This window comes from Myxacorys almedinensis A (genome assembly GCF_010091945.1).
Taxonomy (GTDB): domain Bacteria; phylum Cyanobacteriota; class Cyanobacteriia; order Leptolyngbyales; family Leptolyngbyaceae; genus Myxacorys; species Myxacorys almedinensis.
The window spans coordinates 80943-106305 of sequence record NZ_WVIE01000016.1; the positions used below are offsets into that span (position 1 = coordinate 80943).

At 49.5% G+C, this 25363-nt stretch carries 30 protein-coding genes; 9 read left to right on the forward strand and 21 right to left on the reverse strand.

Annotated elements, in window-relative coordinates; genetic code table 11:
- Window positions 1-151: 151 nt before the first annotated feature.
- Entirely contained in the window at window positions 152-421 is a 270-nt protein-coding gene (locus tag GS601_RS14530) for a hypothetical protein (RefSeq protein WP_238393272.1), read from the reverse strand.
- A 372-nt stretch (window positions 422-793) separates the two neighbouring features.
- Between GS601_RS14530 and GS601_RS22940 the strand changes: the two genes are divergently transcribed.
- Window positions 794-970 (forward strand): hypothetical protein, encoded by a 177-nt coding sequence (locus GS601_RS22940; RefSeq protein WP_202925097.1) that lies wholly within the window; start codon window positions 794-796, stop codon window positions 968-970.
- 69 nt (window positions 971-1039) lie between these two features.
- On the opposite strand, the gene GS601_RS14535 is transcribed toward GS601_RS22940, so the two are convergent.
- Window positions 1040-1951: a carbohydrate ABC transporter permease gene (locus GS601_RS14535; RefSeq protein ID WP_162424013.1), complete on the reverse strand. Its 912-nt coding sequence runs from the start codon at window positions 1949-1951 to the stop codon at window positions 1040-1042.
- Window positions 1952-2024: 73 nt separating this feature from the next.
- Between GS601_RS14535 and purN the strand changes: the two genes are divergently transcribed.
- Complete coding sequence (purN, locus tag GS601_RS14540) at window positions 2025-2681, forward strand: phosphoribosylglycinamide formyltransferase (protein ID WP_162424014.1); 657 nt, start codon at window positions 2025-2027, stop codon at window positions 2679-2681.
- Window positions 2682-2969: 288 nt separating this feature from the next.
- A complete protein-coding gene (locus GS601_RS14545) occupies window positions 2970-3839 on the forward strand; it encodes a branched-chain amino acid ABC transporter permease (protein ID WP_162424015.1) in 870 nt (289 codons plus the stop codon).
- Here the strand turns inward: GS601_RS14545 and GS601_RS14550 are convergent.
- Window positions 3798-4469, reverse strand: a complete 672-nt coding sequence (locus GS601_RS14550; RefSeq protein ID WP_162424016.1) for an HAD-IB family phosphatase — start codon at window positions 4467-4469, stop codon at window positions 3798-3800. The genes GS601_RS14545 and GS601_RS14550 overlap by 42 nt on opposite strands.
- A gap of 223 nt (window positions 4470-4692) precedes the next feature.
- Between GS601_RS14550 and GS601_RS14555 the strand changes: the two genes are divergently transcribed.
- On the forward strand, window positions 4693-5700 hold the full coding sequence (locus tag GS601_RS14555; RefSeq protein WP_162424017.1) for a CHAD domain-containing protein: 1008 nt from the start codon (window positions 4693-4695) through the stop codon (window positions 5698-5700).
- A 76-nt stretch (window positions 5701-5776) separates the two neighbouring features.
- On the opposite strand, the gene map is transcribed toward GS601_RS14555, so the two are convergent.
- The 6 genes from map to GS601_RS14585 all read right to left on the reverse strand — a co-directional run bounded on the left by map (window position 5777) and on the right by GS601_RS14585 (window position 10077).
- Window positions 5777-6541, reverse strand: a complete 765-nt coding sequence (gene map, locus GS601_RS14560; protein WP_162424018.1) for a type I methionyl aminopeptidase — start codon at window positions 6539-6541, stop codon at window positions 5777-5779.
- Window positions 6542-6709: 168 nt separating this feature from the next.
- Window positions 6710-6958: a hypothetical protein gene (locus GS601_RS14565; RefSeq protein WP_162424019.1), complete on the reverse strand. Its 249-nt coding sequence runs from the start codon at window positions 6956-6958 to the stop codon at window positions 6710-6712.
- A 49-nt stretch (window positions 6959-7007) separates the two neighbouring features.
- Window positions 7008-7250, reverse strand: coding sequence for a hypothetical protein (locus GS601_RS14570; RefSeq protein ID WP_162424020.1), 243 nt, complete (start codon window positions 7248-7250; stop codon window positions 7008-7010).
- 236 nt (window positions 7251-7486) lie between these two features.
- A complete protein-coding gene (locus GS601_RS14575; protein ID WP_238393273.1) occupies window positions 7487-8233 on the reverse strand; it encodes an ATP synthase subunit B family protein in 747 nt (248 codons plus the stop codon).
- The gene (coaD, locus tag GS601_RS14580) at window positions 8143-8694 is read right to left on the reverse strand and encodes a pantetheine-phosphate adenylyltransferase (protein ID WP_162424021.1); all 552 of its coding nucleotides are present in this window, start codon (window positions 8692-8694) and stop codon (window positions 8143-8145) included. Before coaD ends, GS601_RS14575 begins: the two co-directional genes overlap by 91 nt.
- A 210-nt stretch (window positions 8695-8904) precedes the next feature.
- Window positions 8905-10077: an aldo/keto reductase gene (locus GS601_RS14585; protein ID WP_162424022.1), complete on the reverse strand. Its 1173-nt coding sequence runs from the start codon at window positions 10075-10077 to the stop codon at window positions 8905-8907.
- A gap of 742 nt (window positions 10078-10819) precedes the next feature.
- Here GS601_RS14585 and GS601_RS14590 point away from each other — a divergent pair.
- Complete coding sequence (locus GS601_RS14590; RefSeq protein WP_162424023.1) at window positions 10820-12346, forward strand: FAD-dependent oxidoreductase; 1527 nt, start codon at window positions 10820-10822, stop codon at window positions 12344-12346.
- A gap of 15 nt (window positions 12347-12361) precedes the next feature.
- On the opposite strand, the gene GS601_RS22945 is transcribed toward GS601_RS14590, so the two are convergent.
- The 4 genes from GS601_RS22945 to GS601_RS14610 form a co-directional block, all read right to left on the reverse strand.
- Complete coding sequence (locus GS601_RS22945) at window positions 12362-12679, reverse strand: hypothetical protein (RefSeq protein ID WP_202925098.1); 318 nt, start codon at window positions 12677-12679, stop codon at window positions 12362-12364.
- 119 nt (window positions 12680-12798) lie between these two features.
- Complete coding sequence (locus tag GS601_RS14600; RefSeq protein ID WP_162424024.1) at window positions 12799-13254, reverse strand: hypothetical protein; 456 nt, start codon at window positions 13252-13254, stop codon at window positions 12799-12801.
- 52 nt (window positions 13255-13306) lie between these two features.
- Entirely contained in the window at window positions 13307-14011 is a 705-nt protein-coding gene (locus GS601_RS14605) for an SRPBCC family protein (protein WP_162424025.1), read from the reverse strand.
- A 105-nt stretch (window positions 14012-14116) separates the two neighbouring features.
- Window positions 14117-15220, reverse strand: coding sequence for a DJ-1/PfpI/YhbO family deglycase/protease (locus GS601_RS14610; RefSeq protein ID WP_162424026.1), 1104 nt, complete (start codon window positions 15218-15220; stop codon window positions 14117-14119).
- A 295-nt stretch (window positions 15221-15515) separates the two neighbouring features.
- Here GS601_RS14610 and GS601_RS14615 point away from each other — a divergent pair, with 295 nt between their 5' ends.
- Complete coding sequence (locus tag GS601_RS14615; protein WP_202925099.1) at window positions 15516-16061, forward strand: DUF6335 family protein; 546 nt, start codon at window positions 15516-15518, stop codon at window positions 16059-16061.
- A 54-nt stretch (window positions 16062-16115) separates the two neighbouring features.
- Entirely contained in the window at window positions 16116-17123 is a 1008-nt protein-coding gene (locus GS601_RS14620) for an SDR family oxidoreductase (RefSeq protein WP_162424027.1), read from the forward strand.
- Window positions 17124-17149: 26 nt separating this feature from the next.
- Here GS601_RS14620 and GS601_RS14625 read toward each other — a convergent pair whose 3' ends face one another.
- Entirely contained in the window at window positions 17150-18259 is a 1110-nt protein-coding gene (locus tag GS601_RS14625; RefSeq protein ID WP_162424028.1) for an ABC transporter substrate-binding protein, read from the reverse strand.
- Window positions 18260-18275: 16 nt separating this feature from the next.
- Complete coding sequence (locus GS601_RS14630) at window positions 18276-19403, reverse strand: ABC transporter ATP-binding protein (RefSeq protein WP_162424029.1); 1128 nt, start codon at window positions 19401-19403, stop codon at window positions 18276-18278.
- A gap of 509 nt (window positions 19404-19912) precedes the next feature.
- Here GS601_RS14630 and mrdA point away from each other — a divergent pair.
- Window positions 19913-21721, forward strand: coding sequence for a penicillin-binding protein 2 (gene mrdA, locus GS601_RS14635; RefSeq protein ID WP_162424030.1), 1809 nt, complete (start codon window positions 19913-19915; stop codon window positions 21719-21721).
- Here the strand turns inward: mrdA and GS601_RS14640 are convergent.
- From GS601_RS14640 to GS601_RS14655, 4 genes are all read right to left on the reverse strand, one after another.
- Window positions 21718-22332 (reverse strand): DUF3318 domain-containing protein, encoded by a 615-nt coding sequence (locus tag GS601_RS14640; protein WP_162424031.1) that lies wholly within the window; start codon window positions 22330-22332, stop codon window positions 21718-21720. The two genes, mrdA and GS601_RS14640, sit on opposite strands and share 4 nt — an antisense overlap.
- Before the next feature lie 96 nt (window positions 22333-22428).
- Window positions 22429-22554 (reverse strand): hypothetical protein, encoded by a 126-nt coding sequence (locus GS601_RS23645; RefSeq protein WP_162424032.1) that lies wholly within the window; start codon window positions 22552-22554, stop codon window positions 22429-22431.
- Window positions 22555-22797: 243 nt separating this feature from the next.
- Window positions 22798-22917 (reverse strand): photosystem I reaction center subunit IX, encoded by a 120-nt coding sequence (gene psaJ, locus GS601_RS14650; RefSeq protein WP_202925100.1) that lies wholly within the window; start codon window positions 22915-22917, stop codon window positions 22798-22800.
- 43 nt (window positions 22918-22960) lie between these two features.
- Complete coding sequence (locus GS601_RS14655; RefSeq protein ID WP_162424033.1) at window positions 22961-23464, reverse strand: Photosystem I reaction center subunit III; 504 nt, start codon at window positions 23462-23464, stop codon at window positions 22961-22963.
- 193 nt (window positions 23465-23657) lie between these two features.
- Here GS601_RS14655 and tsaD point away from each other — a divergent pair, with 193 nt between their 5' ends.
- Window positions 23658-24725 (forward strand): tRNA (adenosine(37)-N6)-threonylcarbamoyltransferase complex transferase subunit TsaD, encoded by a 1068-nt coding sequence (gene tsaD / locus GS601_RS14660; RefSeq protein ID WP_162424034.1) that lies wholly within the window; start codon window positions 23658-23660, stop codon window positions 24723-24725.
- A gap of 19 nt (window positions 24726-24744) precedes the next feature.
- Here tsaD and GS601_RS14665 read toward each other — a convergent pair whose 3' ends face one another.
- Both GS601_RS14665 and GS601_RS14670 read right to left on the reverse strand, forming a co-directional pair.
- Entirely contained in the window at window positions 24745-25116 is a 372-nt protein-coding gene (locus GS601_RS14665) for a DUF5615 family PIN-like protein (protein WP_274381986.1), read from the reverse strand.
- A 3-nt stretch (window positions 25117-25119) separates the two neighbouring features.
- Window positions 25120-25347, reverse strand: a complete 228-nt coding sequence (locus GS601_RS14670) for a DUF433 domain-containing protein (RefSeq protein WP_162424036.1) — start codon at window positions 25345-25347, stop codon at window positions 25120-25122.
- Window positions 25348-25363: the final 16 nt, after the last annotated feature.

Sequence of the window (25363 nt, forward strand, 5' to 3'; positions counted from 1 at the left end):
TAACTCTTAAGATCTGGCATAGACCCCAACCCAAGAAGGAGAGATGATCACCTCCTCCTCGCCCTCCAAATTGTGGGTCTATTTCTTGCTTTTGTAAGACCACATAGAGACGTAGATCCCATAAAGAGTAGATCCCATAAAGAGTGTGGGTCTATTTCTTGCTTTTGTAAGACCACATAGCCCCGATCGCTGCCCCCATACCCGCTAACAAGCCCGTTCCCATCCCTTCAACAGTCTTGGTCGCTGGATCTTGAACCAGGCATTGATTGGTGACGACTTCTTGCTGCAAACACTGATTGCTCTCTGCCCAGCTTGATGTTCCGCCTAACACAACACCCACCGCACTGCACATCACAGCCATTAATAAAAATGGACGACTCGTTTTTTTTCCCATAACGCAATAGCAGATTGAAGACGCCATTGATTGTGTACAACCTAATCTATCCCCATCCCGGACTTCGATTCACGATCTCCGTAAAGCTTTTGTGTGAATCTTGCTATTTTTTGAAGCGAATATACTTATACCAAATTAATCTGTAAATGCTACAGACCTGCGACCTCCCCCAACCCCTCCTTAGTCAAGAGGGGAGCCGGAAAGTCCCTCCTGACCAAGGGGGGATGCCGTAGGCAGGGGGGATCTTGTCGCAGTGAAAAATCAATTGGGTATTAGAGCCGTTTTGGGGCTAAAAACAAGTGGTTTGTCAGACGCCCATGCTCTCCACATCTGATTAGAATGAAATAGCGCTTAATAATTGGAAATATTCTAGTTCTAACTAGTGTTGAGGCAGAGACTATGGACACAGAAATGATCAAAGAACGGATTCGGTTGATTGAGAGCAAGCGAGACTCGCTGCTGCGCCTGCTAGAGCAACCCGACTTGGGGACGCTGCGAATTGATGTCAATCAAGCGCTAGAAGAGATGGATGATTTGATCGACGAATTTAGACGGACGTTTCCTCAAGTCGATTAGGGGAGGCTGACCTGGAAACCGGGAGTTCTTGGGAAACGTTCATCGCGTTTTCGACGGAGATCAGGAAAACTACTCGGTTTCTTCGGTGGCTTTGAGTTGCCAATAGACGAGCGCGATCGCAGCTATCAGCAATAGGGTCGCAGCGGCGGCAGCGTAGCCAAAATCGAACTGGGCAAAAGCCTGCTCATAAATGTAATACACCATCAAATTTGTTGAGTTGAGCGGTCCTCCGCCGGTGATCACGTAGACCTGCTCAAAGCTACGGAGGGTAAAGATCGCCGTTGTGACTGCTGCAAAAATTAAAGTTGGGCGCAATCCGGGTAGGGTGATATGCCAAAATTTTTGCCAAGCCCCGGCTCCATCAAGTTCGGCAGCTTCGTAACGACTGGTTGGGATCGTTTGCAGCCCTGCTAGAAAGACCACCATGTTAAAGCCAAGCTGCTTCCAAATGCTCAGCAAAATCAGAACAGGCATTGCCCAAGTGGTATCTTGCAACCACGGAATCGGCGCGATGCCGAAGAGGGTTAGCCCTGCGTTGATTGCTCCATCCGTTTGAAACAGCCACCGAAACCCTAGCCCTGCCGCCACCAACGAGGTGATCGACGGAATAAAGTAAGCGGCGCGGAGCCATCCTCTCAGGGCTATGGCTCGATCGAGCAGTACGGCAAGGGCAAGCGGAATGAGCACGCTGGGAATCAGTGTTGCAACGGTGAAATAACCGGTGTTGCCCAACACTTGCCAAAAATCAGGGCTGAGGAACAACCGCCAATAATTTCGCAACCCGACCCAATGCACCCCTTCGCGGGTAAAGCTGCCACTCGTAAAGCTGAGATAGCAGAGATAGCCGATGGGATAGAGCACAAATAGACTCAGCAGACTTAAGGCAGGTAACAAAAATAGCCAAGCCGAGATCGCATCACGATCCAACAGCCGCGAGAGCCGACCATCTGACGGAGTGTTCTTAAAAGAATCGGAAGGCATGAAGCGTAAAAGATTGAGTTGAATTAGCGTTATTCTAGTGCAGTTTATTTCTCGAATTGGGCCTCGCTCTTAGATGAATACCTCTCTGTTATCAGATTCATTGGTGTCGCCTCCTGGGTCGTCTATTCCTCAACCGGGTGCCCCCTTAAAGTTGGGCATCATGGCGTCGGGCAGTGGGAGCAACTTTGAAGCCATTGCCCAAGCGATCGCCGATCGATGCCTCAATGCCCAACTTCAGGTTCTGATTTACAACAATCCGGGGGCAACCGTGGTGGAGCGCGCCAAACGGTTTGATGTGCCGAGCGTGTTGCTCAACCACCGAGTGTTTGACAGCCGCGAACAGTTGGATCATGCGATCGTACAAACGCTGCGGCAGCATGAGATTGAGTGGTTGGTAATGGCGGGATGGATGCGGATTGTCACCCCCGTGCTCATTAATGCCTTTCCAAATCGCATTCTCAATATCCATCCCAGCTTATTACCCAGTTTTAAAGGACATCGCGCGGTGGAACAAGCCTTAGCCGCAGGCGTCAAGATTACAGGATGCACGGTTCATGGGGTGGTTTCAGACGTTGATAGCGGAGAAATTATTATGCAGGCGGCGGTTCCGGTTCTACCTACCGATACAGCAGAAACGCTACAAAGCCGCATTCACGTACAGGAGCACCGGATTTACCCCAGTGCGATCGCACTTGCCGCCCACTCTTGGAAAGAGCGATCGAAACTATAGATGCAATCATCCAACCGATCTCAACAAATTGGTCTAATATGACACTAGTAGTCACCCTTAACTGGTGTACCACAACTTAAGAATTACCAGCGGCATCTTTCTCTGGGATGATGTGCCTTCTTGCAACGTTAAGGCATCATACAAGCAGATTGAGAAGCTCATCGTCTAACACAAGGGCAGTCCAAACCGGGTAGGGACTGCTTTTTTATTTTAAAGCTTTGCGCCGCATCTCTTTTCAAATTTTCTCAATTCATGCACAATCAGAGCGATAGATCTATGGACGCCTGAATGGATTTCACTCAAATCGCTCAGCTTATCGTTAACGGACTTTCAGTCGGTAGCATCATTGCATTGTCTTCTGTGGGGCTGACGCTCACCTACGGAATTTTGCGCTTATCAAACTTTGCCCACGGGGACTTTATGACTCTGGGAGCCTATTTTACCCTCCTGTTGAATGCGGCAGGGCTAAACATTTGGCTGGCAATGGCAGGCTCAGCGATCGCAACGGTGGGCGCTGTATTTGTGAGTGAAAAACTGTTGTGGTCGCCTATGCGGGCAAAACGCGCTAACTCTACCACCCTAATTATCATCTCGATTGGGTTGGCACTGTTTCTTCGCAACGGCATTATCTTGATTTGGGGCGGCGGTAATCAACGGTATGATCTCCCGGTTACTCGCGCCATCCCGATGGCAGGATTGTTGATTCCGTTCTACAAACTGTTGGTGATTGGCATGGCGATCGCGGCGATCGCGGCGTTGCACTATCTATTGCAAAATACAAAAATTGGCAAAGCGATGCGAGCCGTTGCAGATGATATTGATCTGGCACGAGTGACGGGCATTAATGTGGAGCGCGTCGTGCTCTGGACGTGGGTAATCACAGGAGTCTTTACGGCATTGAGCGGCAGCATGTTGGGCTTGATCGAGGTAGTACGCCCCAACATGGGGTGGTTCTTAATTTTGCCATTATTTGCGGCGGTGATTTTAGGCGGTATTGGTAATCCTTACGGCGCGATCGCAGGGGCACTGACAATCGGCATTGCCCAAGAATTGAGCACTTATGTGCTGCGTCCAGAATATAAACAAGGCGTTGCGCTTTTGATCATGGTCTTGGTGCTATTGGTGCGACCGCAGGGATTGTTTAAAGGAACGATCTGAGGCTTGAAGCCGCGCTGCCAACTGCCTCTGCACGTCGGTAAAATCGTTCCAAAGATGGTAGGGCTTATGGTGTTCATCTAAATAGCGGCTTAATGGGGGACGAGCAAAAACAATCGGCGCAGCTAAGGCCAAATTGAGATCGGTGATTGAGTCGCCAATGGCGATCGCTTCGTCAGCTTGATACTTTGTCATAATTCTTGCTTTTGCCACCAGTTCGGTATCGCTTTCCCACGCTGAATGGGGCTGTAAATATTCGTCTCGGGTCTCTACCTCGACAGCATGAATTGCTGCGATTTGCGGCAAAAAGGGCTGCACGACCGATTCCACCATGTCCCGCAGTCCGCCGGAAATAATCACAAACGGAATCTTCTGATCTTCTAAGAAATCGAGAAATTCTGGCAACCCTGAGTGAATCGGTTGTTGTTGAATAGATTCGATCATGTCAGGATATCGTTCCGACGGAATGGATTCTAACAAGCGTCGAACCCCTTCGCGCAGCGTTACCCGCTTGGCGGAGATTTCGGGCAGTAGCTGAGTTGCCAGATCGGGTGTAAATCGCTTTAACGTAGCGACGAAGGTTTCTTCAATGGTAATCGTGCCATCAAAATCGCAGAATACTACTCGTTGCATATAGCTCCCTCAACCCGCCGATTAGATGATCGGCTCTGTTGTTCTGACTGTTTGTTTCGGCTTTAGTTGTTTGACTCAGGTTTTCGATCTAGCGATCGCAGTAGGCAAGGAGCGCTAAATTTATTTCAGCATACGAAGGTACGATTCGCTGTCGTGAGTATGTCAAGCGTTAGATAAGTTCGTGACTAGATTCAGTTATGATGCAAGAAATAGGAGAAATCTCATGGTTTCTCAAACAACACAACAGCGATTTGTCATGGCAATTTCTACACAGCCGCGAGTAAAAGAAACAACGCTAGGTGACTTTGCTTATGCAGCAGTTCAAAAACACTATCAGAAATCAATTAAACACGAAGCGGATGTTTTAACCGATCGCGATCCAGAACCGTTGCACCAAATGCGGGTTGGGTTGCGACGTCTGCGAACTGCCCTACACGTTTTCGATTTTGCCCTCTGTTTGCCCAAATCAACTGATGTTAAGCAGATTCAGAAATTTGCCCACGTTTTAGGCGATGTCAGAGATCTAGATATCTTAGAAGCAAAATTGCATGGGAATGATGCCCTGTCTAAAACCGAGCGAAAAACCCGCGATCGCATCCTCAAGCACGCCAAAAAAGAGCGATCGCAAAAGTTTGAGACGCTCGAAAAAACACTACATTCCAGCAAATATGACAAGTTTAAAGCAGGATTTGAAGACTGGTTACATTCGCCTGAATACAGCGACATTGCTGCTCTGCCAATTCAGCATGTCCTAGCTGATCTCCTGCTGCCTCTGATCAGCAGTGTCTTTCTCCATCCCGCATGGCTGTTCGGAACGCACATTAAATCAGGGCACGTTTCGTTCGATTTCCTCAGCGATGACAAGCTTCGATCTCTACTGACGCAGCAGGGGCATAGTCTCCATGATCTGCGAAAAAAGATGAAGCAAGTTCGCTACCAGACGGATCTATTTGTTGAGTTGTATGGCGACGATTATGCGGCACAGGTTAACGAATTTAAGGAAATTCAAGATGCGTTGGGCGAAATTCAAGACAGCGTTATCTTGAATGATTTTCTTGAGTCTCAGCTAGATGACGATCCGCAGACAGCCTGCCCTATCCTCTGGGCGCAGCTTGACTACGATAGAAATCAGGCGTGGCAACAGTGGCGATCGTTTCAAAAACAATATCTGCAAGCTGAGGTTCGGACAAAGCTACGGGTACTCCTTTGCACCCCGTCCAAGAACCCTTGATCCCAAGTTGGTGTTCTTGCGTAGGGACGAATTGCGGGGTGGAGAATTCTACGAACAAGGCGCAGAACGGGGACTTTTACGGCAGCGTGAGAATTTCATAGCCGGAATCAGTAACAGCGATCGTATGCTCGCACTGAGCCGAAAGCTGCCGATCTTTTGTGACAGCCGTCCACTTATCTTTGAGGACTTCTACTTCATAAGTGCCCTCGTTAATCATTGGCTCGATCGTAAACACCATGCCCGGACGCAGTTTCTTACCCGTCCCATACGTGCCATAGTGAGCCACCTGGGGAGCCGTGTGAAAAATATTGCTGATGCCGTGCCCTACAAAATCGCGAACCACAGAAAACCCTTGCGACTCTGCGTAATCTTGAATCGCTGCGCCAATGTCGCCCAGTCGCGCCCCAGGTTTCACTTGCTCAATGCCAAGCTGGCGACATTTATCCGTAACCTCAACCAGCCGACGTGCGATCGCAAGAGGTTCTCCAACAAAATACATTTTAGAGGTATCGCCGTGATAGCCATCCACAATTAAGGTGACATCGATATTAATAATGTCGCCATCTCTAAGAATTTGCTTCGCGTTGGGAATGCCATGACACACCACTTCGTTAACGCTAGTGCAGATCGATTTTGGAAAGCCCTTATAACCCAACGGCGCACTTTTCGCGCCATGGGCTTGTGTCCAGCGTTCTGCCTCGTCGTTGAGTTCTAACGTGCTAACACCAGGGGCAACAAATTGATCAAGATGCTGTAAAAGTTGTGCGGCAAGCTGTCCGGCTCGGCGCATTTTTTCAATCTCTCGGCGAGAGAGGAGAGTGATGACTTCGCTATTATCCATAGGTATCCATTTTAGCTCTGATGCGAAGCAACGAAGCTGTTACTTCCAACTAAAATCTAAGATGAAATCCTAAAAAATGGGGCAGCCGCGATCGCGCCAAATAGCGATCGTCTTTGATGGGGTAACAACGATAGTTTAGCGTTTGCCCTCTCCTCTCCGGGGCAAGACTTAGCCTGAAACCGCAGCAGGTTGGGCACTGCTTAGGGAATAGGCTTGAGCAGTAGGAACCAGCGTCCAGCCTGCTTTGTAAAGCTTTTGATAGGTTGTCCAACCCTTAGATGCTCCCTTAATCTGAAGGTCAGGAACGCGGTGTACCGATGAGGTATAAGGCTTCCAGGGCTGATGGGGAGCGTCTCGTAGATGAAGGATTTTATTGACATCGCCAAAACTTGCTAACCAACACATTTGTCCTTTCATTGTTTGTGCCTCCTAGCTTAAGAGAACGTAGTCATACCCACAAAAAATGCTATTGCTCTGTGACACTGCGATGCTTTTTGGGTTTGAGATCGGGTTTGAGAAGCAGCCAGCATACGAGAAAGAAGGCAGCAATCAAAATTTGAATCACATCCGCGATCGAGAGGAAGTGATCTGCTATGGCGGTTGCTCCTCGTTCGACGATGCCAAAAAGCCATGCTGGAATGCAAAGAATCCAGATGCCCAGCTTGAGCGACGCTATAAACGCAGCGGCTGAGGAGGGAAGGCTGTTCATGAGCAAGTTACCTGTGGGTCAAAAGCGTGGGTTAAGAGAGTAGGTCAAGAGAGTTGCTTCATTCTTCATCATGAAGAACTGAATTACGCTCAGAATAAGTAACTCTTTCTAAAAATCCATTGATAAAAAGACAGACTTATGCATCGAGTTATTCGTTTCCAAAGAGAGAGGTAAGCGAAGAGATCACAGATGCTTTCGCTCTCGTGGGGGAGAAGTTTTTTATAAAAAAAGATTACTTAATTCTTGCGTTCTCCTGATTTTGGCGCGGGTCGTCCGACGCTCGGATTGCCTTCTTTTGAGCGCGGTACTTGAACCTGAACTTGGGGCTTAGCCTGAGCTTGGGGCTGATTAATTTGCAACTGCTGCCGCCCATTGCGGACGATTCTCAGCATCTCGCCCATCTGCGCTTCCATGTCTCGCAACACGCGATCGGCGTAGCGATCGGCTCCTGCCTGAATTTCTTCACTCTCCTCGATCGAGATGCGCCGCATCTCTTCAAGATCTTGTTGCGCTTGCCGCCGAGTCCGCTCAATTTCTGCGATCGTTTGTTGCTGCACGGCTTCGCACTCTTGTTGCACCTGCTGGCGAATCTGCTGCGCTTCCATCTCTGCTTGGCGCAAAATGCCTGACTCGTTCATGATCTGAGCCGCTCGATGTTCTGCCGCTTCCACGACTTCTTGGGCATACTGCTCTGCTTGATCTAAAATGGCATCTTTTTGGTGGACAATCTCTTCTGCCTCATGAAACGCCTCTGGCAGACTGAGGCGAATGAGATCAAGCTGATCGAGAAGCTGTTCTTCATCGACCATGGTGCGGCGCGAGAGCGGAATTCTCGGACTGTCGAGGATCAGTTCCTCCATCCGATTAAGCTCCCGTTGGATGTCTACGCTGCCTACTCGTGCAGCATCCGCATGGGCGGCTCGACCGCCGCTTTGGGTGTGGATTCCGTCAGGGCTGATACTGGATGAGTCTTGGCGTAACATCGGTATATACTTTCGGCAACGTGTTTGGGAACCAGGTGGTCGATGGGACCTCCAAAGCGGGCGATCTCTTTGACGACACTACTACTGAGAAAACTATACTCGTTTGAGGTGGCCAAAAAGACAGTCTCTAGTTGAGTAGACAGGGTTTTATTGGTGTGCGCCATTTGCAACTCCATCTCGAAGTCTGAGACGGCTCGAAGACCTCTCAGGAGAACCGTTGCGCCGCGCATCTGAGCGTAGGTAACGGTTAATCCTGCAAAACTGTCTACCTCAACATTGGGCAGTGATTGGGTGGCTAACCGAATCTGGTCGAGCCGTTCTTCGACGGTGAAGAGCGGAGTTTTGGTGGGATTGCGAAGCACGGCAACGATGACGCGATCGCAAATATGTGCCCCTCGTTTAATAATGTCGAGGTGCCCAAAGGTAATCGGGTCAAAGCTTCCAGGGTAGATCGCAATCACAAGCTATGGGGTCAGTGGAAGGACTGATCAAATGAGATCTTCTTACTTTAGCAAGAACCTCTGCTTCGCGGGCGATCGGTTGAATACTTTGTCGCATTTGAGGCGACGAGTACTTCTTGATTAGGATAAAGCATGAAGCGGATTTTTCTAATTTTGTAAAGAAAAAATGCCAAGAGGATTAATGATTAATTAATGCACGTCAGGTCAGGACTATTGCTGAGAGAGCCGTTTCACTGCTTCGCCGCCTAGCAGTTTATGAGTTTCGCGCAACACCTCTAAAATTTTGTCAGCAAAGGGGCTGTTGTTTAGACAGGGGCGCAAGAGGTCGAGATCAATTTGGTCGATCCGGGCACCCGGAAACCAATGATCAGCTTGACCTAAAAGGTTGTATCGCATCTTGGCGTAGTCTACCAGGTCGTAAGCGATCGCTAGGTTTCGCAGCCACAACACTGCCGAAAGATTCAACCGTCCTGGCGTTTCATCAATGGTGGGAAGCCCAGTTTGCCAGTTAAAGTACCAATCTTTGCCCAATCGTGCGATCGCGGCGTCTTCCAACCGTTTGAGAATTGGCGGTAAGATTTCATCCGCCCGATCGAGGAGAGGCAGCGTTTTTAGATGCTCATCAAAATCAGTCGGACAAGATGCACCAATGCTGAGGGTCTGCACTGGCGGATGACTCAGGCAAAACAAGTCGTTAAACACAAGCGGGCTGAGGGGCGCGCATAGATCAACGAGCCGTTGAGGTGGAGCAAACAGATTTCCCCCCTTGTTAGACGGGCTGATGATAAAGATGCCCATATCATGGCGTTGGGCGGCTGCGATCGCGGCCCAATTTTGCTGGTTGATATAGTACCAGTGCAGGTTTACGTAATCGAACTGATTCGTCTCGATCGCCCGCACAATCGTCTCTGTCGAGCCGTGGGTTGAGAACCCGACAAATCGAACTTTGCCTTGCGCTTGCAACCTACGAACAACATCAAGGCATCCCTTCGACCATTCCAGATGTTGATCGGTGTTCACGCCATGAATGCCGAGTAAGTCAACATAATCGAGCTTGAGAAGACTCAGCGATCGCTCAAAGATTTGCAAAAATTCTTTAGGATTTTCTTTCGGTGAAATCTTGGTTTGAGCAATCAGTCTCTCGCGGGGGAGCGCGGGGAGAATTTTGCCGAGTTGCTGTTCTGAGGAGCCATAACCGCGTGCCGTTTCGATGTGATGAATGCCTAGATCAAAGGCGCGGCGAACTGTGGCTTCCAGATTAGCTTGGTTATCAGCAGGAATTTCGCGATCGGGCACATCTTGCCATTTATATTGATAGCGCATTCCTCCGCACGAGAAGACGGGCATCTGAAGATTAGTGCGTCCAAAGCGGCGATACAGCATTTGTCAGATGAAGATTGATTACATTACAAAGAACTATTTTAATAGCTCAATTCTTCTACCAGGAAGTGCTGTGTCCTCATCAAGTGTGAGTTAAAGCTGAAGTGGTCTTCTGGTAAAGGGACTTAATTAAACAGGAGACGCCTTGGGTTGCCCTCACCTTAGCCCTCTCCCCAAGAAGAGTAAGCAAAAGTTCGGTTGCCCTTTCCAGGAAGAAGAGAAGCTAGGAAGGTCTTTAGGTTAACTACGCCTACTGAGTTAACTCTGGTATTTTTTGATACTGAAATTCAGGATTCATCAATTACTGTAAATGGTGATCACACTAACAACTTTTCCATTAAAAACATGAGTATAGTTGGCATTCTTTACAGCTTTATCAACCTAACTGCGCTCTCTAAATAAACTTTGTATGAAAAGATTTTGATGAGAGTTATTTAAACAATCATCAATTCAAACCGTAATGTTCATGTGCCCAGTCTACTATTTGTGTACAAATTTATATCAAGAAAAACTCTTGAAGCTTCCACTATGGCGCGATTTTCTAATGGAATTACGCTTATAGGTTCAATGATTGGTATAAATAGCCGTAGGGTTTTTGGTACCTTCGGTAGGGTGGGTAATGCATGTGACCTGTCTTAAAAAGATGGCTACATTTAGTAGGCTAGTCTTAGTTCGAGGACAGGGAGCGGTAAATTTTTAACTGCGAATCTTTCAACCATTGGAGACTCTAACAGATGGAGGTCATATGATTACCGATATTCTCGAAATGGGTGAGCAAACAAAGCTGCGGGGGCAGGTGGTTGTACTCGGCTCTGGGATCGCAGGTGCTGAGGTGGCAATGTACCTTGCGCGTCATGGTCGAGAGGTAGTGCTTGTCGAAAGCGGGCGCGATCAATTCGACCCATCAATCCAGGCATTAAACGATGTGATCTTTCTTGGTAAACGCCATCGCGAACTCAATCCAGACTCGTACTACCATCAATACCTGCCACGCGAGTTACGTGGAGTCAGTCGCGTGCGTCAGTTCGGTGGTACAAGTAACATCTGGACAGGCAAGTGGAAATACTTACAGCCCTTAGAGTTTGAGGGTAGACCTTGGATTGCCAACAGTAGCTGGCCAGTAAACTTCGCTGATCTTTTGGAGCACTACCGTTCGGCAGCAAAAGATTACGGCTTCGGTGATTTAGAGGCAGAAGCCATACGTCCTGAAATTACGGCTCTTCAAGCAAAGCTCGCCACAGGCGGTTTGAAAATGAGCAGCTTTTACTGGGAGCAAACACCCACGCGCACGGCGGTACGCTTTGGTGAAGAGATGCGCCGCTCAAAAAACTTGCACGTCGTGCTGGGCGCGACCGCAACAGAGTTAAGACTCGACGATTCCTGTCAACGCGTGACCGCAGTTGTTTGCCGCTCCCTCGAAGGGCGAGAACTTATGGTCGAAGGCGACGCAGTTATCATTGCAACTGGGGCATTTGAAACCGCGCGCCTCCTACTGGCCTCAAGCGGTCAACTCCCTAGTGGAATCGGCAATGCACACGACCTCGTCGGTCGCTTTTATAGTGACCATCCTAAACACCCTACTGGAAGACTACAGCCAGGCCCTTTAACGCGACAATATGCCCGCGAGATGCAACACGACCCAAAACCACGTTTCTGTGTATGCTTTGCGCTTGATAACGCAACCCAGCGAGAGCAAGAGTTGCTTGAGCATATCGTGAACCTGAAGCCGATCTATGAGAAGCGAACGGATCGCCTGTGGCGAACCTGGCGACGCCGTCCTGCTTGCCAAGACGATAATGGCACAGTTGCTACCTACCGAGTCCTGTTTGCGACCGAGCAGGTTCCCTATAAGGACAGTCGCATTAAGCTAGGAACGGAATACGACGCACTAGGACAACGCAAGTTGGAGGTCGATTGGTGCTTCACCGATCATGATCGGCGTTCGATGGCGAAGACGCTACAACTCTTGACGCAGCGGTTTGCACAGGTCGGGCTTGGAACTCTTGACTTCGAGGACAATCCGCCTAGCTTGGAGACAATGACTGACGCAGCCCACCACATGGGTACCACTCGTATGGCTAGCAGACCCGAAGAGGGTGTCGTTGATACGAATTGTCGAGTGTTCGGTACCGACAATCTCTATGTGGCTGGTTCGGCGGTGTTTCCAATCGGTTCGTCATACTCACCTACCTTCACCATCCTGGCACTCGCGCGCCGCCTCGGTCAGCATCTGCTTCAAACAACTCCAACAACAACACAACTTCATGTTTAATTGCGGCTTCCAAGTCTAGGGCGTAGCGTTTTGATGCACAAATGGTGCGTCCCTTGAAAACAAAGATTTATACTCAGGGCATTGACCTAAAAATTTAGCTTTTTCGCTGCGATCGCTCCTGGTAACTTGCACCTGCGATCGCAGCCCAAAACTGAGGTAAATATGTAAAGCTTTGTGTTCAATCAAAACAACATTACCAATTATCAAGGACGGAGCAATTTCGCCATTCTGAACCCGTTCTAGCAGAGGACGCAGGTATCGGTGAACGTGAGTCTGACCCATTTTGAGCGTCAAGCCTTTACTAAACGCCGCCCCAAATGGAACTTTATCCAATCATCCACCATAGACTCCCGGAATCGAAACAGTGCCACCTTTGCTACATTCGATCCATGCCAACAAACCGCTTTCATCTATGAGTCTTCCTGTAAATCATGGATAGCAAAATTGAAGTTCTACTGCGGGTTCTGGTAATAGCCAGGTTCTCCTTTAGAGCGCCCTAAAGTTTCATTCGCCTTGCTCTTCAGATCGTTTCCAAAGTCTTTTGTGCTTTGAGGAATTGGCTCATCAAGATTGAGCTTTTCTTTGACATTTTCAGCAAATTCTTCGAGCTTGTTTTGGGTGTGGCTAACGAGCGGATCTCTGCGATCGCTTTGGTTAGCCTCAAACCGATCCGTCACCTCTTCCGCCGTATTTAATGCCTTGCGATCGCGAACTTTCTCAAACGAATCTGAAGATTTCAGCCTTTGACCTGCCTCCTGAGCGCTATCAGAATTATTGATAATATTCTGTGCTTCAGGAGGAGTAATAGCTGCAAGGCTGACAACGCTAACGTCATTACTAAAGGCAATGCTGCCAAACAGGCAAAAACTAAGGAAAAGAATCGTTAAAATGCTACGAAGTTGGATCATAGGTTTAATCGCTGCAAAATTGGTGAATAAAATTTAAGAGTTCGAGCAGTATCTAGCCCTTTGGCTGACCCTCTGTTGTTGCAATCTCCCCTGCTTCCATGAGTTGTTTAAAGCGGTTTAGGTCATCACCGATTTGCTGTTCGGGTTCTTCGCCAAAAAGTTTTGCAACCGCGGCTGTGAGTGCCCCACCCGGAACGTTATATTCCAACACGACTTTCACTTCAGTTCCGCGATCGCCAGTGGCAGGCTGAAATCTCACAAATCCAGAATTATCAATATCTGCCCCCTCAACCGAAGCCCACGCGATCAGATGGTTTGGCAGGTCGTTAATGATGTCGGCATCCCATTCAACCGTTTGCCCTAGGGGGGCAGTGGCAACCCAATGGGAACGGCGAACATCTACCACCGTCACAGACTGGAGGTGCTTCATAAACGTCGGCAACCGCTCAAAATCATGCCAGTAGTTGTATAGCTCTTCTGCCGATTTGTTGATAGTGACAGTTTTCTCAACTTTAATAGCTTTGTTTACGCCCACTGCTTCCCCCACTTTGTTAGTCAAACTTTTCTCAGCCGTTGCCCCATGATAGGCAAGCCCACCTCCTGCGATCGCAGTCAAAATTCCCCGTAGCGATCGCTGCTGCAACCCTGCCAACACCATCGCACCGCCGCCAATGATCGATGCCCACTTCTCGGTCTCAGATACCTCCGCCTGCTGAGCGTCAGTAGAATTCGTAATTTTATCAGACTGAATTTCCATGATTCTTCACCTCTAAACAGACTCCAGATATGCTCGCACTTCCTAAAAAACGGATAAGTTGATCATTCCATCCGTTCTGCCGAGACGTCAGCTACTCCGCCAACCTTATCCCGCCGTAACAGAAGGGCTGCTCGATGGCTTCGGAGACTGAGGAGTGCGTTCTCCTAGGCGATCTTTGTACATCTCAGCAAGGCGAGACTCGTCTCTAGATAAAACGATCTCCATCTGATCAAAAATGGCAACGGTAGCAGGATCGGTAAGCTTATTGCGTAGGGTATAAATATCAACAACGCCAGTTTGCATATCACCTAATGCTCGTCGCAACACGTCAATATCGCTACGATTATTTTGGAAAAATGCTTTGATATCGGCATAGAAATTGCTAATTGAGGCGGGTAAAGAGGGCTTTTCTTCCAATACGTCTAGACGAGACTCAAGCGATTGGATGTGCTGCTGTTTGTGGGCGCAAATTTCCTGGAAGAGTTCGCGCATTGCTTCGTCAGAGGCATTATCGAGATAATGTTGAAAGGCTTCAAGACTATATCGCTCACCTGCGATCGCGGTATTGATGCCATTGACAATTTCGCTCTTACTTGAGCCGCCCCACGCTTCTCCGAGTTTCCACCAGCCTGCATCAACATCACCAACATTGGGCAAGCTCGTATCGGGAACGTTGAGATCTAAAGATTGCAAAATAGCGGTGGTAAAAATCGGCAAGTCTCCTGGGCGGCGAGAGGTGATCAGGTTGTCGTCGATCACGAGAGGTTCATCCACAAAAACGGCTCCAGCGTTTTGCATATCTTTGCGAATGGCGCGAAAGCCTGTGGCTCGCACGTTTTCAAGCATGTCACCTTCGATCAAAACTTGAGGACCATGGCACACCGAAGCAACCAAAATTCCAGCATCCAGGGCTTCTTTCACGAAGTTGACGGTTTTTAGGTTAGTCCGCATTTTGTCGGGCGCTTGCCCCCCTGGAATGATCACTGCATCAAAATCTGCTGCGATCGCTTCGCTGGTGGTAGCATCGGCTTTGATCGATAGTTTATTCTGTTTGCCTTTGTACTCCTCATTCATGCGCGAACCCAACACAACCACATCGGCTCCCGCTTTCTTTAGTGCATTGTAAGGAAGCTGAAACTCTGCATCCTCAACCCCTTGCTCTATCAAAATTGCGACTCGCTTTGCCCCCGTTTGGCTTGTCATTACCATTGCTCTCCGTGTTGTAGGTGCTAAATGTTTGATTTAGTGTTTGGTATTAAGTGCTGCGTTTGTAGTTGCGATGCTACAAAATTTTCTATGCATCACCAATCACGATAAGAGTTCTTGCGATCGCGCTCCTCAATCTGGAGTGATAAGCCGCCCTCGCTCTTACGGCGGATTCATGGCGCAGAAGGGCTTGATCTATCTATATGAAGATTTGATACTTTCCTGAAATTCGCTACCGTGCAGTTAATTCAGCAAACAGGCAAAACCTTAGCCGTCTTTTTACGAGGAAGGATCAATCATGAGCAACACAGGATATAGCAAAGATAGTTCTGGCGCTAGAAATCCTACCGACGAAACTGATTTAGCAGCTTCTCTCCACAATTCGGGTAGGGCTACAGAAGAGGATGGAGATCTCGATGATGCTCTACCCACCGCAGAAATTGATGGCGCTTTCAGCGAGGATGGAGAGGAGTTGCCTCAGGACATTACAGAGTCTTATGGAACCGGCGTCCATGAGCTTCCGGGCTACACCTTGGGTGGTCGAACGATGCGCGATCGCGCCCAAGACCTGAACGAAGCGACTCCAGAACTGACAGGCGGCGATATTGATGCCAACTACGAGCAGGCAAACGCTGTGGGGGATGAATCTGTAGGAGGAACCGTTTCAACTCCTGATATGGATATTGTCGATGACTTGGGGAAAGCAGTTGGTTTGGAAATGGACGACGCCAACTTTTTACACACCAACGACATTTTGGAACAACGCGATGATCATCGCTGGGAACTAGAACCAACGTCTTCGGAAGATTATAGCGAAAGACGAGAGCTTGCTGAAGATGAGTGAATGCTAAATTAACATTGAAGTAAACACAAAACACATCGCAAAAGAGAAAAACTAATGAATCTTAAACCAATTGATCAACAAGTCGTTGCTGTGATGGGAGCTTCGAGCGGAATTGGGCGAGATGCTGCCCTGAGGTTTGCTCAAAAAGGCGCAAAAGTCGTTGTTTCTGCTCGCAGCCAAGAGGGGCTGATGAGCCTGGTTGAAGAAATTCGGCAAGCGGGCGGAGACGCGATCGCAATTCCAGCAGATGTTGCCCAGTTTGAGCAGGTGAAAGACGTTGCCGATAAAACGGTTGAGCACTTCGGGCGGTTGGATACGTGGGTTCATGTTGCCGCGACAGGCATGTTTGCCACGTTTGATTCGCTTACACCAGAAGAATTTAAGCGGGTGATTGATGTCAACCTAATGGGGCAAGTGTATGGCGCGATGGCAGCATTGCCTCACCTCAAGCGCGAAGGGCGGGGTTCGCTAATTCACATTACCTCTGTCGAAGCACGACGAACTGTGCCGTTTCAGAGTGCCTATGCGTCGTCTAAGCATGGCGTAGAAGGCTTTATTGATGCCATGCGGCTGGAACTGAAACACGAAGGTTACCAGATCAACGTGGCAAACATTTTGCCTGCGGTAATCAACACACCGTTTTACAACAAAGGCAAGACAAAATTGGGCGTTAAACCAACGGGTATTCCGCCTTACTACAATCCAAGTCTGGTGTCAGATGCAATTTTGTATGCTTCTGAACATGAAGTTCGCGATTACATTGTGGGGGATATTGGTCGCATTCTCGATATCGCACAAAAGATTTCTCCTGCATTAGTAGATGCCGGATTGTTATTGATTGGGTTTAAAGGGCAAAAAACTCAGGAATTTAAGGCAGAAGAGCCAAACAATCTGTACGAACCGATTGAAGGCTTTGACCGGGTAGAAGGAGATTTCAAGAGCTTGGAGATTCCGAGCTTCCTGGATGCGATTGATAAAAACCCGGCGGCTACCTTTGGGGCACTTGCGATCGCAGTCCTCGGAGGTCTAGCGCTACTGGGTGGGTTTGGTGGCGAGCGTTAGCGCAGCTTTTTTGGCACCCCTGGATCTTAGCTGCTCGTTAGCTTAGTCCAGTATTGATCATAGAGTTCTAGGATCGGCTTTTTGATGGGTGCGATCGCTTCCGATTGACCGATATCGGCTGGGGAAGGAAACAGACTGACATTTAGGCGCAAGGCTTCAGGTAACTGCTGAAACGCTGCCGAATTGGGCGTCGCAAAAAACAATCGTTCAGTTACGGTGGCGGCAACCTCAGGTTGCAGCATAAAACTAATCCAAGCGTAAGCTGCCTCTCGGTTAGGAGCCGTTTTAGGAATCACCATCGTATCGCTCCAAATCGATGTGCCGCTTTTAGGAATTACATACCTCAGCGCTTTATTTTGCTCCATCGCGTTGACGGCATCGGCTGAGTAGCACATCGAGATTAGCAAGTCACCCGCCAAGATCTGATCGCGCCACGCATCGGTGGTGAAAGTTGCGATCGTAGGTTTCAATTCTTGCAGCCGTTCATAGGCTTGCTTAATTTCAGTAGGATTGGTGGAATTATAGGAAAACCCTAGCGATCGCAAGGCGGCTCCCATCACTTCTCGCACGTCATCCATCAGCGTGATGCGGCGCGTTAGCCTGGTTTTGTTGTCCCAAAGATACGTCCAATCCGTCGGAGCGTCAGTTAGCTTTTCGCTGTTATACAACAACCCGGTCGTTCCCCAACTCACGGGCACACTGTAGCGATTTCCCGGATCGTGAACCGACTGCTGAAAGCGGGGTAGAAGATTGGTCAACCCGTCTAGCCGCGATCGCTCTAGCTCGCTGAGCAGCCCTAGCTGGATCATCTGACTCACTTTATAATCCGAGGGGTAGATAATGCTGTAGAGGCTGCCTTTGCCCGCTTGAAACGTCGCCAGCATTGTTTCATTAGAATCGAAAATATCGAAAACCACGTTAATGCCGGTTTTCTCTCGAAAGGCATTGACGAGTTCCTGATCGATGTAGCTTGACCAGGTGTAAATATGCAAATCGCCAGAGCTATCTTGCGCCACCTGCTCGGTCTGAACTTTGGCTAACGTCCAGCCACACCCTGATAGGGCGGCTCCAGATGCGCCTGCGATCGCATGGTGCAAAAACCGACGGCGGGATAACTGAAAAGCTCGATTTGACATAGCATTCACCCCTGATTCACCCCTGCTCCGGTAGCGCCAAACCTGCTTCTGCGCCCCAAAAAAGATAGATGGGCGTCTCCGCACTTGGCACAGCCGCCCCATTGGTTTGACGGACGGTGATGCGATCGCCAGAACTCAACACCACAAAATAATGCACATGAGTTCCGAGATACATCACATCTTGAAGCCGACCCTCAAAACTGTTGCCCGGCTCGTGGGGGGTCAGGCTAACCTGAATATTCTCAGGACGCACACTCACCACCACCCGCCCCGATGTGAGCGGCTCCCGTGTATGGGCAGGCTGTACCTTCATTTTCAAGCCGCTTTCGGTACGAATCCACAGCATAGAGGGGTGTGCGCCCTCAATTCTGCCACGAAATAGATTAGTATCGCCAATAAAGCTAGCGACAAACGCCGTTTGGGGACGTTCATAAATCTGATCGGGTGTGCCAATTTGCTCGACTTGCCCCGCATTCATCACCGCGATGCGATCGGATAGGCACAGCGCTTCTTCTTGATCGTGCGTCACCATAACAAACGTGACGCCCAACTCGCGGTGCAGCAACGACAGTTCAACCTGCATCTCTTTGCGAAGCTTAAGATCCAACGCGCCCAACGGCTCATCGAGCAACACCACAGTAGGACGGTTGACCAACGCCCGCGCTAAAGCAACCCGCTGCTGCTGCCCCCCTGAAAGAGACGCCGGAGAGCGCTTGGCAAAGCCTTCCATTTTCACTAGTTTCAGCGCTTCCTGTACCCGAGTTTGAATCTCGGAGCGCGAACATTTCTGAATCCGCAACCCAAACGCAACGTTTTCCCACACCGATAAATGACCAAACAGCGCATAGCTTTGAAACACTGTATTCACTGGTCTGCGATAGGGCGGCACATGATTTATCAACTGCCCACCAATCACAATCTCTCCTGCGGTCGGCGTCTCAAATCCGGCAATCAGGCGTAATGTTGTGGTTTTGCCGCACCCCGATGGACCGAGAATACTAAAAAACTCACCTCGCTGAATACTAAGATCAACGCTGCGTACCGCCGGTTCACCATGATAAACTTTAAACACTTTCCGCAGTTCAACATCAAATCCGACGTTGACGCCTGTTGAAAGCTGCTGGTGTGCTGCCGTTTGAGACATAGTTTCGGTTCCCTACGGTGATTCTTTCCTAGCCAGGAATATAGGGCTTTCTGCCAAAAGGTAGAGAGTCGCCGTGACCTGTCTGATTTATTTTAGAGGATGAGACGAATTTGGAGCCTGTTTTCGAGCCGCTGATCGGCATCAGGCAAGTCAAGGTTAAAAAATCATTTAACAAATTGGGTGTATTCGATCGTAGTCTTCGCTGGTTCTGGGTTTAGGTTGCCCAGAGGTATGCCGAAACTCCCAGACAGAAATTCTTAGCAAAGCCCTGATAGCGTTGCACTCTAGTGGTCTGTCAAGATTGAACTGATGGACTGGGAATCGATGAGTGGAGGAGTAGATGAGTGGATGGGTTGGTCAGTAATCAAATCCATCGGCTCATGCACCCTCTCACCCCTCTACCCTCTCACTCATCAACCCATCCACTCAACGTTGACAATCTACCAGGTTGCTCTGATGCAAGTTTGTAGCGTTATGCAGAGATTCTGCGTCCTTTTAGTTGTTGATCTATGACCCTACTTCGATCTCTTTCTACACCCACGCTGCCCCTGCAAACGGCTCGAAGTGTAGGACGCCAAAACCAGGCAATTGTGCTGATGGTGCTGCTGTCGGGGATAATTATCGGTGGTTTGGGCGGGCGGTTGGTTCATTTGCAGTTGGTGGACGGCGATCGTAATCGTCAATTAGCAGAAACCAACCGAATTCGGCTGATTCCCAAACCTCCAGAGCGGGGCAAAATCTTCGATCGCAAGGGCAGAATTTTAGCCGGAAGTCGGCTGTCTCATTCCGTTTATTTGCAACCCCTAACTCAGAAGAAAGCAGACTGGCATAAAACCCGTCAGCGCCTCGCCGACATTCTCAACATTCCGGTGCAAGCTATTGAGCGGCGATTAGCCGAAGAAGGCTACAGATCTCCCTATATGGTGCGGATTGCCCGGGGGGTTAGCCCACAAAAAGTGACTGCCCTAGAAGAATATCGCGCTGAGCTAGAGGGGGTAGAGGTGGATGCAGAAGCCATGCGCGACTATCCCCACGGCGACTTAGGAGCGCATGTCATCGGCTATACCGGGGAAATGAATGACCAAGAGTTGCAACGTCGCCAAGGCAAAGACTATCGGCTAGGCGATGTGATCGGTCAGATGGGCATTGAGGCTGCCTTTGAGCAGCAACTGCGGGGCGAATGGGGCGGTCAGCAAGTTGAGGTGGATGGGGCGGGGACTGTGTTAAACGTCTTGGGTGAGAAAGAAACTCGCGCTGGGAAAGATGTCACGGTAACGCTCGACTTAGAGCTTCAAAAGGCGGCTGAAGCAGCGCTGGGAATCCAAAAAGGTGCGATCGTAGCCCTCGACCCAAACACGGGTGCCATTCTGGCGATGGTCAGCCGCCCTGGATTTGACCCCAATCTATTCACCACGCATATGTCAGACGAGAAGTGGAAACAGCTTCAAAGTCAAGACCAGCCGTTTTTGAACCGGGTTCTGCAAAGCTATCCGCCTGCCAGTACCTTCAAGATTGTGACAACTACGGCAGGCTTAGAGTCTGGCAAATTTTCACCGCAGACCGTTCTCAACACTTATCCATCGCTCCATGTCAGCGGCGTTGATTTTGGTGAGTGGAATCATGCTGGCTTTGGTCCTCAAGGCTTTGTAGGGGCGATGACGTGGAGTAGTGATACGTTCTTTTATCAAATCGGGCTAGGGATGGGGGAAAAGCCCCTCATCGAGTGGACGCGCCGCTACGGATTTGGGCAGAAGACGGGCATAGAACTGAGTGCTGAAGAATCACCTGGACTTGTTCCTGATGCGCTGTGGAAGCAAAAACAGGTGAAGCAAGCGTGGTTTGTTGGCGACACGGTAAATATGACGATTGGGCAGGGCTATCTTGAAGCAAGCCCGTTGCAAGTGGCAGGGATGTTTGCGATCGCGGCGAATGGTGGCTATCGGGTCAAGCCGCATCTGCTTAAAGAGAACGCAACTGCCCAAGCTTGGCGCCAGCCGCTCAATCTGAGGTCGGATACAATCCGGCTACTACGAGAAGGTCTGCGGGGCGTAATCAGCACCGGAACAGGGCAAGCCCTGAACATCCCAACGTTGCCCCCCGTGGCAGGCAAGAGCGGCACGGCAGAAGATATGGGGCAGGGGTCTCATACCTGGTTTGGAGCTTTCGCGCCCTACGATAAACCTGAAATTGTCGTGGTTGCAATGGGTGAGTTTTCTGGGGGAAGCGGCGGTTCAGTGACGGCTCCCATGGTGCGCCAGGTCATGGAGGCGTATTTTAAACCGAAGCAGACAAAAGCCAAAGCACAACAGCATCGCTAAAAGTCTTGTTGCCGCATTGATTCTGGAATACCAACTGGGGAAAGACCCGCGATCGCACGCAACGCTTGGCATCTCAACAGTTCAGTAAAGGTCAGCGATCGCCCTTCGTTTTGGGCAACAGATGCGATCGCAGAGAGCAGATGTCCGGCAGCGTCGGTTTCGGTATAGCCCCGCCGTTGGGCAATTTGTAGGGCTTTTTCGTCAGCGTCGAGGTCTTTACGAGAGCTACGATTGCTGCGCCAGATCTGAGTCAGCGCGATCGCGCCGAGGGCGGTTGTGGCTGCTATTCCAACCGCATCTTGCTGCAATACCTCAAACCCCAACCCTGCAACCCCCGCAACTGCCAAACCCAGCGACAGATTGGGTTGGAACCATCTCACACCTGCTAGCCAACATACCGTCCGCAACATCAGCAAGTCTCGCTGCGGACGAGAAAGGCGACTCCACAGATCAAAATTAATATAGACACTGCGATCAATTCTCCAAGGCAACGGAAAGGGAGCATCAATCACAAGCCTTTGGTCTGGCTTGCTGACCAGTTTGGTGAACATTCGCCCAGAGGCAGGCATGATGTCCAAAAGCCGGCGGACTTCAAGTTCGTAATCAAGCATAAACCAGTGGGCGATGGAAGGATACGTTCTAGCGTACAAGCTTCAGAACCGCAATTGAAGCATTTTCCACCACCCACACCGCTTTATTCAGTTGGTTTATTCAGCCAAAAACAACAGATCGGGCGAAACCCAATTAATTAGCATGAAAATAGTAAACGCAACACTAACTGAAACGACAGCTAGCATTGGGGCACTCGAAAGATAGCGAGGAAAACCAGTCATAGCTAAACTCCATAAATTTACTGTTGATGAGTTTTAGGTTAGAAAAACCATGCTGAGGTTCTCATCATTCTTAAGAGTCACTTTGCTAAGGCAGTCTCAGCGTTAAGAAATAATTCGATCGCTCGATCTTTACACAAAAACTCGCGACCTTCTAAAAAGAGCGATCGCGAGTTTGATCAATATTCTTAACTAGCGTCTAGAGATATTCTGAGGGTTGCTGCAAGCGTTCCTCATTCGCTATCCCTAATTGAGGGGATGCGAGAGCAAATCGGGAAAGAACCGATTAAACTCGATCAACATGCCAGCCGTAAAGGTTAGCCAAAGCGCAGTCAAAACAGGAGCAGAAGACAGATAACGAGCCATGAAATCCTCCAGAATTTAGGCAAAACAGTTAGATAGGAAACCCCTAGCGCGGAGAAACCGGAATACCGTTGGTCACGTTAGTAATTTTGCCCACCACAAGTTCACCCGATGTCAATTCTTTGACTGCCAAGAGCGGCCAAAAGGCAGCACTCAACATGCATCTGATTGCCAACGGTACATTGATAATGACTTCTTGCTCTTCGGGGTTGCCGCTCTTCTTCACCGCTTGGAGATAAGAACGACCTGCCCAGCCGATCCAACCTGTGATCAGCAAGAACAAGATTCCTGGAATCGTGAATTCACCAACGTGAGCTAGATTGCCATCTACAATTAAGTGGGGCAACCCATCGTCTTTACCGCACATCAAGTTTGAGCGAGAGTATTGCTCAAACCGACGGGCTGCTGACTTGCTCACCGAGTCTTGGGCACGTTGAGCAAAGGCAGCGCTTTCGCTACACGGAACCAAGTTGTAGGCATGGGCTGGCTCTGGGGCAACAAAGCCAAACCACAAGGAGAAAACTAGAACTAGAGCAAACAATCGTCGCATGGAATTGTTTCCCTTTTTTACAAATTGCGAAGGTTATGAGGGCAAAAAGGGTTGTACTTTCTGCCTTACAAAAATAGACGAAACTGAGTAGCGCGATAAACTTTTTATTAGCGTTACCCAATTGGGCTTTAGCTACACCATGCAGGTTTTAGCCGTGCTGGGGTAGCCTATACTTTCAAAAACGTATCAGCAAATGGCAACGGTTTTAGCAATTGAAACAAGTTGTGACGAAACGGCAGTAGCGATCGTCAAAAATCGTAACGTTTTGAGCAGCATTGTGTCGTCTCAGGTGGCGATTCATCAGCAATACGGCGGCGTTGTGCCAGAGGTGGCATCTCGTCAGCATGTGGAAATTGTCAATCATGCGATCGCACAATCCCTTGAAGCGGCACACCTCGACTGGTCAGCGATCGATGGCATCGCTGGAACCTGCGCTCCTGGCTTGGTCGGCGCGTTGCTTGTCGGCTTGACGGCAGCCAAAACCTTGGCGATGCTCTACCAAAAGCCATTTCTTGGAATTCATCACTTAGAAGGGCACATTTACGCCTCTTATCTCAGCGACCCAACCTTAGAGCCGCCGTTTCTCTGCCTCCTCGTTTCGGGTGGGCATACGAGTTTGATTTACGTTAAAGATTGTGGACGGTATGAGGTGTTAGGGCAAACCCGTGATGATGCCGCCGGAGAAGCCTTCGATAAAGTGGCGCGGCTGCTGGAGTTGGGCTATCCGGGTGGTCCTGCTATCGATCGCCTCGCGCAAGTGGGCAATCCAAAAGCGTTTGCTCTGCCCGAAGGTCAAATTTCCCTGCCCGGAGGCGGCTTTCATCCCTACGATTCTAGTTTTAGCGGGTTAAAAACGGCGGTTCTACGGCTGACTCAGAAGTTTCAGCAGAGCGGGGAGCCATTACCGATCGCAGATCTAGCGGCGAGTTTTCAAGAAACGGTAGCCAAGTCGCTGACCAAACGCGCGATCGCAGGTGCGCGAGATTTTGGCTTAGATGCGATCGCGATCGGGGGTGGGGTGGCTGCCAATCGGGGTTTGCGTCAGCATTTACAAGCAGCGGCTGAGCGTCACAATTTGCGGGTTATCTTTCCCCCGATGCAATTTTGTACGGACAATGCAGCAATGATTGCCTGTGCAGCGGCTGAACATTTGGAGCGTGGGCATACCTCGCGGCTGACCTTGGGGGCGCAGTCTCGGCTATCGCTTAACGATGTGATGACGCTTTATCAAACTCAACAAACCGTTCTACCCACATTATGAAAGAGTGCAGTCATATTCTTTAAGATCTACGGTGAATGGGACGAGATAGCGCCCGACGAGATTCGATCGTTGTAAGTGCACCCAACAAAGACACAGGCAAACGGTTTTTTAGAAGTTCTAGAACTTTTGCATTAACGGTGTTGGTAGGAGTATCGTTAACAAGATTGATGAAAATCACACCTGCGGTAAATCCTTCAGCCCAGTTTTTAGGATTCGTAAATCCGCGATCGCGGGTGATGATAATTGCATCGGTAGCGATCGCGGCAGCCATCACCTCTGTATCGGGATGTCCGCGCAGTCCAATATCGCGCACGTCTTGAACGGAAAAACCTAGTTCCGCAATTTGAGGCGCAAGGGAGCGTGGCATGTTTTCATCGACCAGAATATTCAAGACTCAAGCTTCCAAAGCCACAACCTCAGTTTGTTTGACCAAATCGGCTGCATACGAGAGAGCAGCCTCAACTTGCTCTTTGGTGAGTTCGTACTCTTGCATAACTTCCTCTTTATTCATGCCGCTTGCGAGGGAACCGACGACGATCGAGACCGGAACCCGTGTTCCACTGATGACAGGTGTACCGTGATGAATGGCTTTGTCCACGCTGATTTGCCGCGCAATTTCCATCGTGTTTCTCCGCGAT

Coding starts and splice junctions, on each gene's coding strand:
- GS601_RS14530 (WP_238393272.1), bottom strand. CDS start 421: ATGGCGTCTTCAATCTGCTATTGCGTTATGGGAAAAAAAACGAGTCGT.
- GS601_RS22940 (WP_202925097.1), top strand. CDS start 794: ATGGACACAGAAATGATCAAAGAACGGATTCGGTTGATTGAGAGCAAG.
- GS601_RS14535 (WP_162424013.1), bottom strand. CDS start 1,951: ATGCCTTCCGATTCTTTTAAGAACACTCCGTCAGATGGTCGGCTCTCG.
- purN (WP_162424014.1), top strand. CDS start 2,025: ATGAATACCTCTCTGTTATCAGATTCATTGGTGTCGCCTCCTGGGTCG.
- GS601_RS14545 (WP_162424015.1), top strand. CDS start 2,970: ATGGATTTCACTCAAATCGCTCAGCTTATCGTTAACGGACTTTCAGTC.
- GS601_RS14550 (WP_162424016.1), bottom strand. CDS start 4,469: ATGCAACGAGTAGTATTCTGCGATTTTGATGGCACGATTACCATTGAA.
- GS601_RS14555 (WP_162424017.1), top strand. CDS start 4,693: ATGGTTTCTCAAACAACACAACAGCGATTTGTCATGGCAATTTCTACA.
- map (WP_162424018.1), bottom strand. CDS start 6,541: ATGGATAATAGCGAAGTCATCACTCTCCTCTCTCGCCGAGAGATTGAA.
- GS601_RS14565 (WP_162424019.1), bottom strand. CDS start 6,958: ATGAAAGGACAAATGTGTTGGTTAGCAAGTTTTGGCGATGTCAATAAA.
- GS601_RS14570 (WP_162424020.1), bottom strand. CDS start 7,250: ATGAACAGCCTTCCCTCCTCAGCCGCTGCGTTTATAGCGTCGCTCAAG.
- GS601_RS14575 (WP_238393273.1), bottom strand. CDS start 8,233: ATGTTACGCCAAGACTCATCCAGTATCAGCCCTGACGGAATCCACACC.
- GS601_RS14585 (WP_162424022.1), bottom strand. CDS start 10,077: ATGCTGTATCGCCGCTTTGGACGCACTAATCTTCAGATGCCCGTCTTC.
- GS601_RS14590 (WP_162424023.1), top strand. CDS start 10,820: ATGATTACCGATATTCTCGAAATGGGTGAGCAAACAAAGCTGCGGGGG.
- GS601_RS14600 (WP_162424024.1), bottom strand. CDS start 13,254: ATGATCCAACTTCGTAGCATTTTAACGATTCTTTTCCTTAGTTTTTGC.
- GS601_RS14605 (WP_162424025.1), bottom strand. CDS start 14,011: ATGGAAATTCAGTCTGATAAAATTACGAATTCTACTGACGCTCAGCAG.
- GS601_RS14610 (WP_162424026.1), bottom strand. CDS start 15,220: ATGGTAATGACAAGCCAAACGGGGGCAAAGCGAGTCGCAATTTTGATA.
- GS601_RS14615 (WP_202925099.1), top strand. CDS start 15,516: ATGAGCAACACAGGATATAGCAAAGATAGTTCTGGCGCTAGAAATCCT.
- GS601_RS14620 (WP_162424027.1), top strand. CDS start 16,116: ATGAATCTTAAACCAATTGATCAACAAGTCGTTGCTGTGATGGGAGCT.
- GS601_RS14625 (WP_162424028.1), bottom strand. CDS start 18,259: ATGTCAAATCGAGCTTTTCAGTTATCCCGCCGTCGGTTTTTGCACCAT.
- GS601_RS14630 (WP_162424029.1), bottom strand. CDS start 19,403: ATGTCTCAAACGGCAGCACACCAGCAGCTTTCAACAGGCGTCAACGTC.
- mrdA (WP_162424030.1), top strand. CDS start 19,913: ATGACCCTACTTCGATCTCTTTCTACACCCACGCTGCCCCTGCAAACG.
- GS601_RS14640 (WP_162424031.1), bottom strand. CDS start 22,332: ATGCTTGATTACGAACTTGAAGTCCGCCGGCTTTTGGACATCATGCCT.
- GS601_RS23645 (WP_162424032.1), bottom strand. CDS start 22,554: ATGACTGGTTTTCCTCGCTATCTTTCGAGTGCCCCAATGCTAGCTGTC.
- psaJ (WP_202925100.1), bottom strand. CDS start 22,917: ATGGCTCGTTATCTGTCTTCTGCTCCTGTTTTGACTGCGCTTTGGCTA.
- GS601_RS14655 (WP_162424033.1), bottom strand. CDS start 23,464: ATGCGACGATTGTTTGCTCTAGTTCTAGTTTTCTCCTTGTGGTTTGGC.
- tsaD (WP_162424034.1), top strand. CDS start 23,658: ATGGCAACGGTTTTAGCAATTGAAACAAGTTGTGACGAAACGGCAGTA.
- GS601_RS14670 (WP_162424036.1), bottom strand. CDS start 25,347: ATGGAAATTGCGCGGCAAATCAGCGTGGACAAAGCCATTCATCACGGT.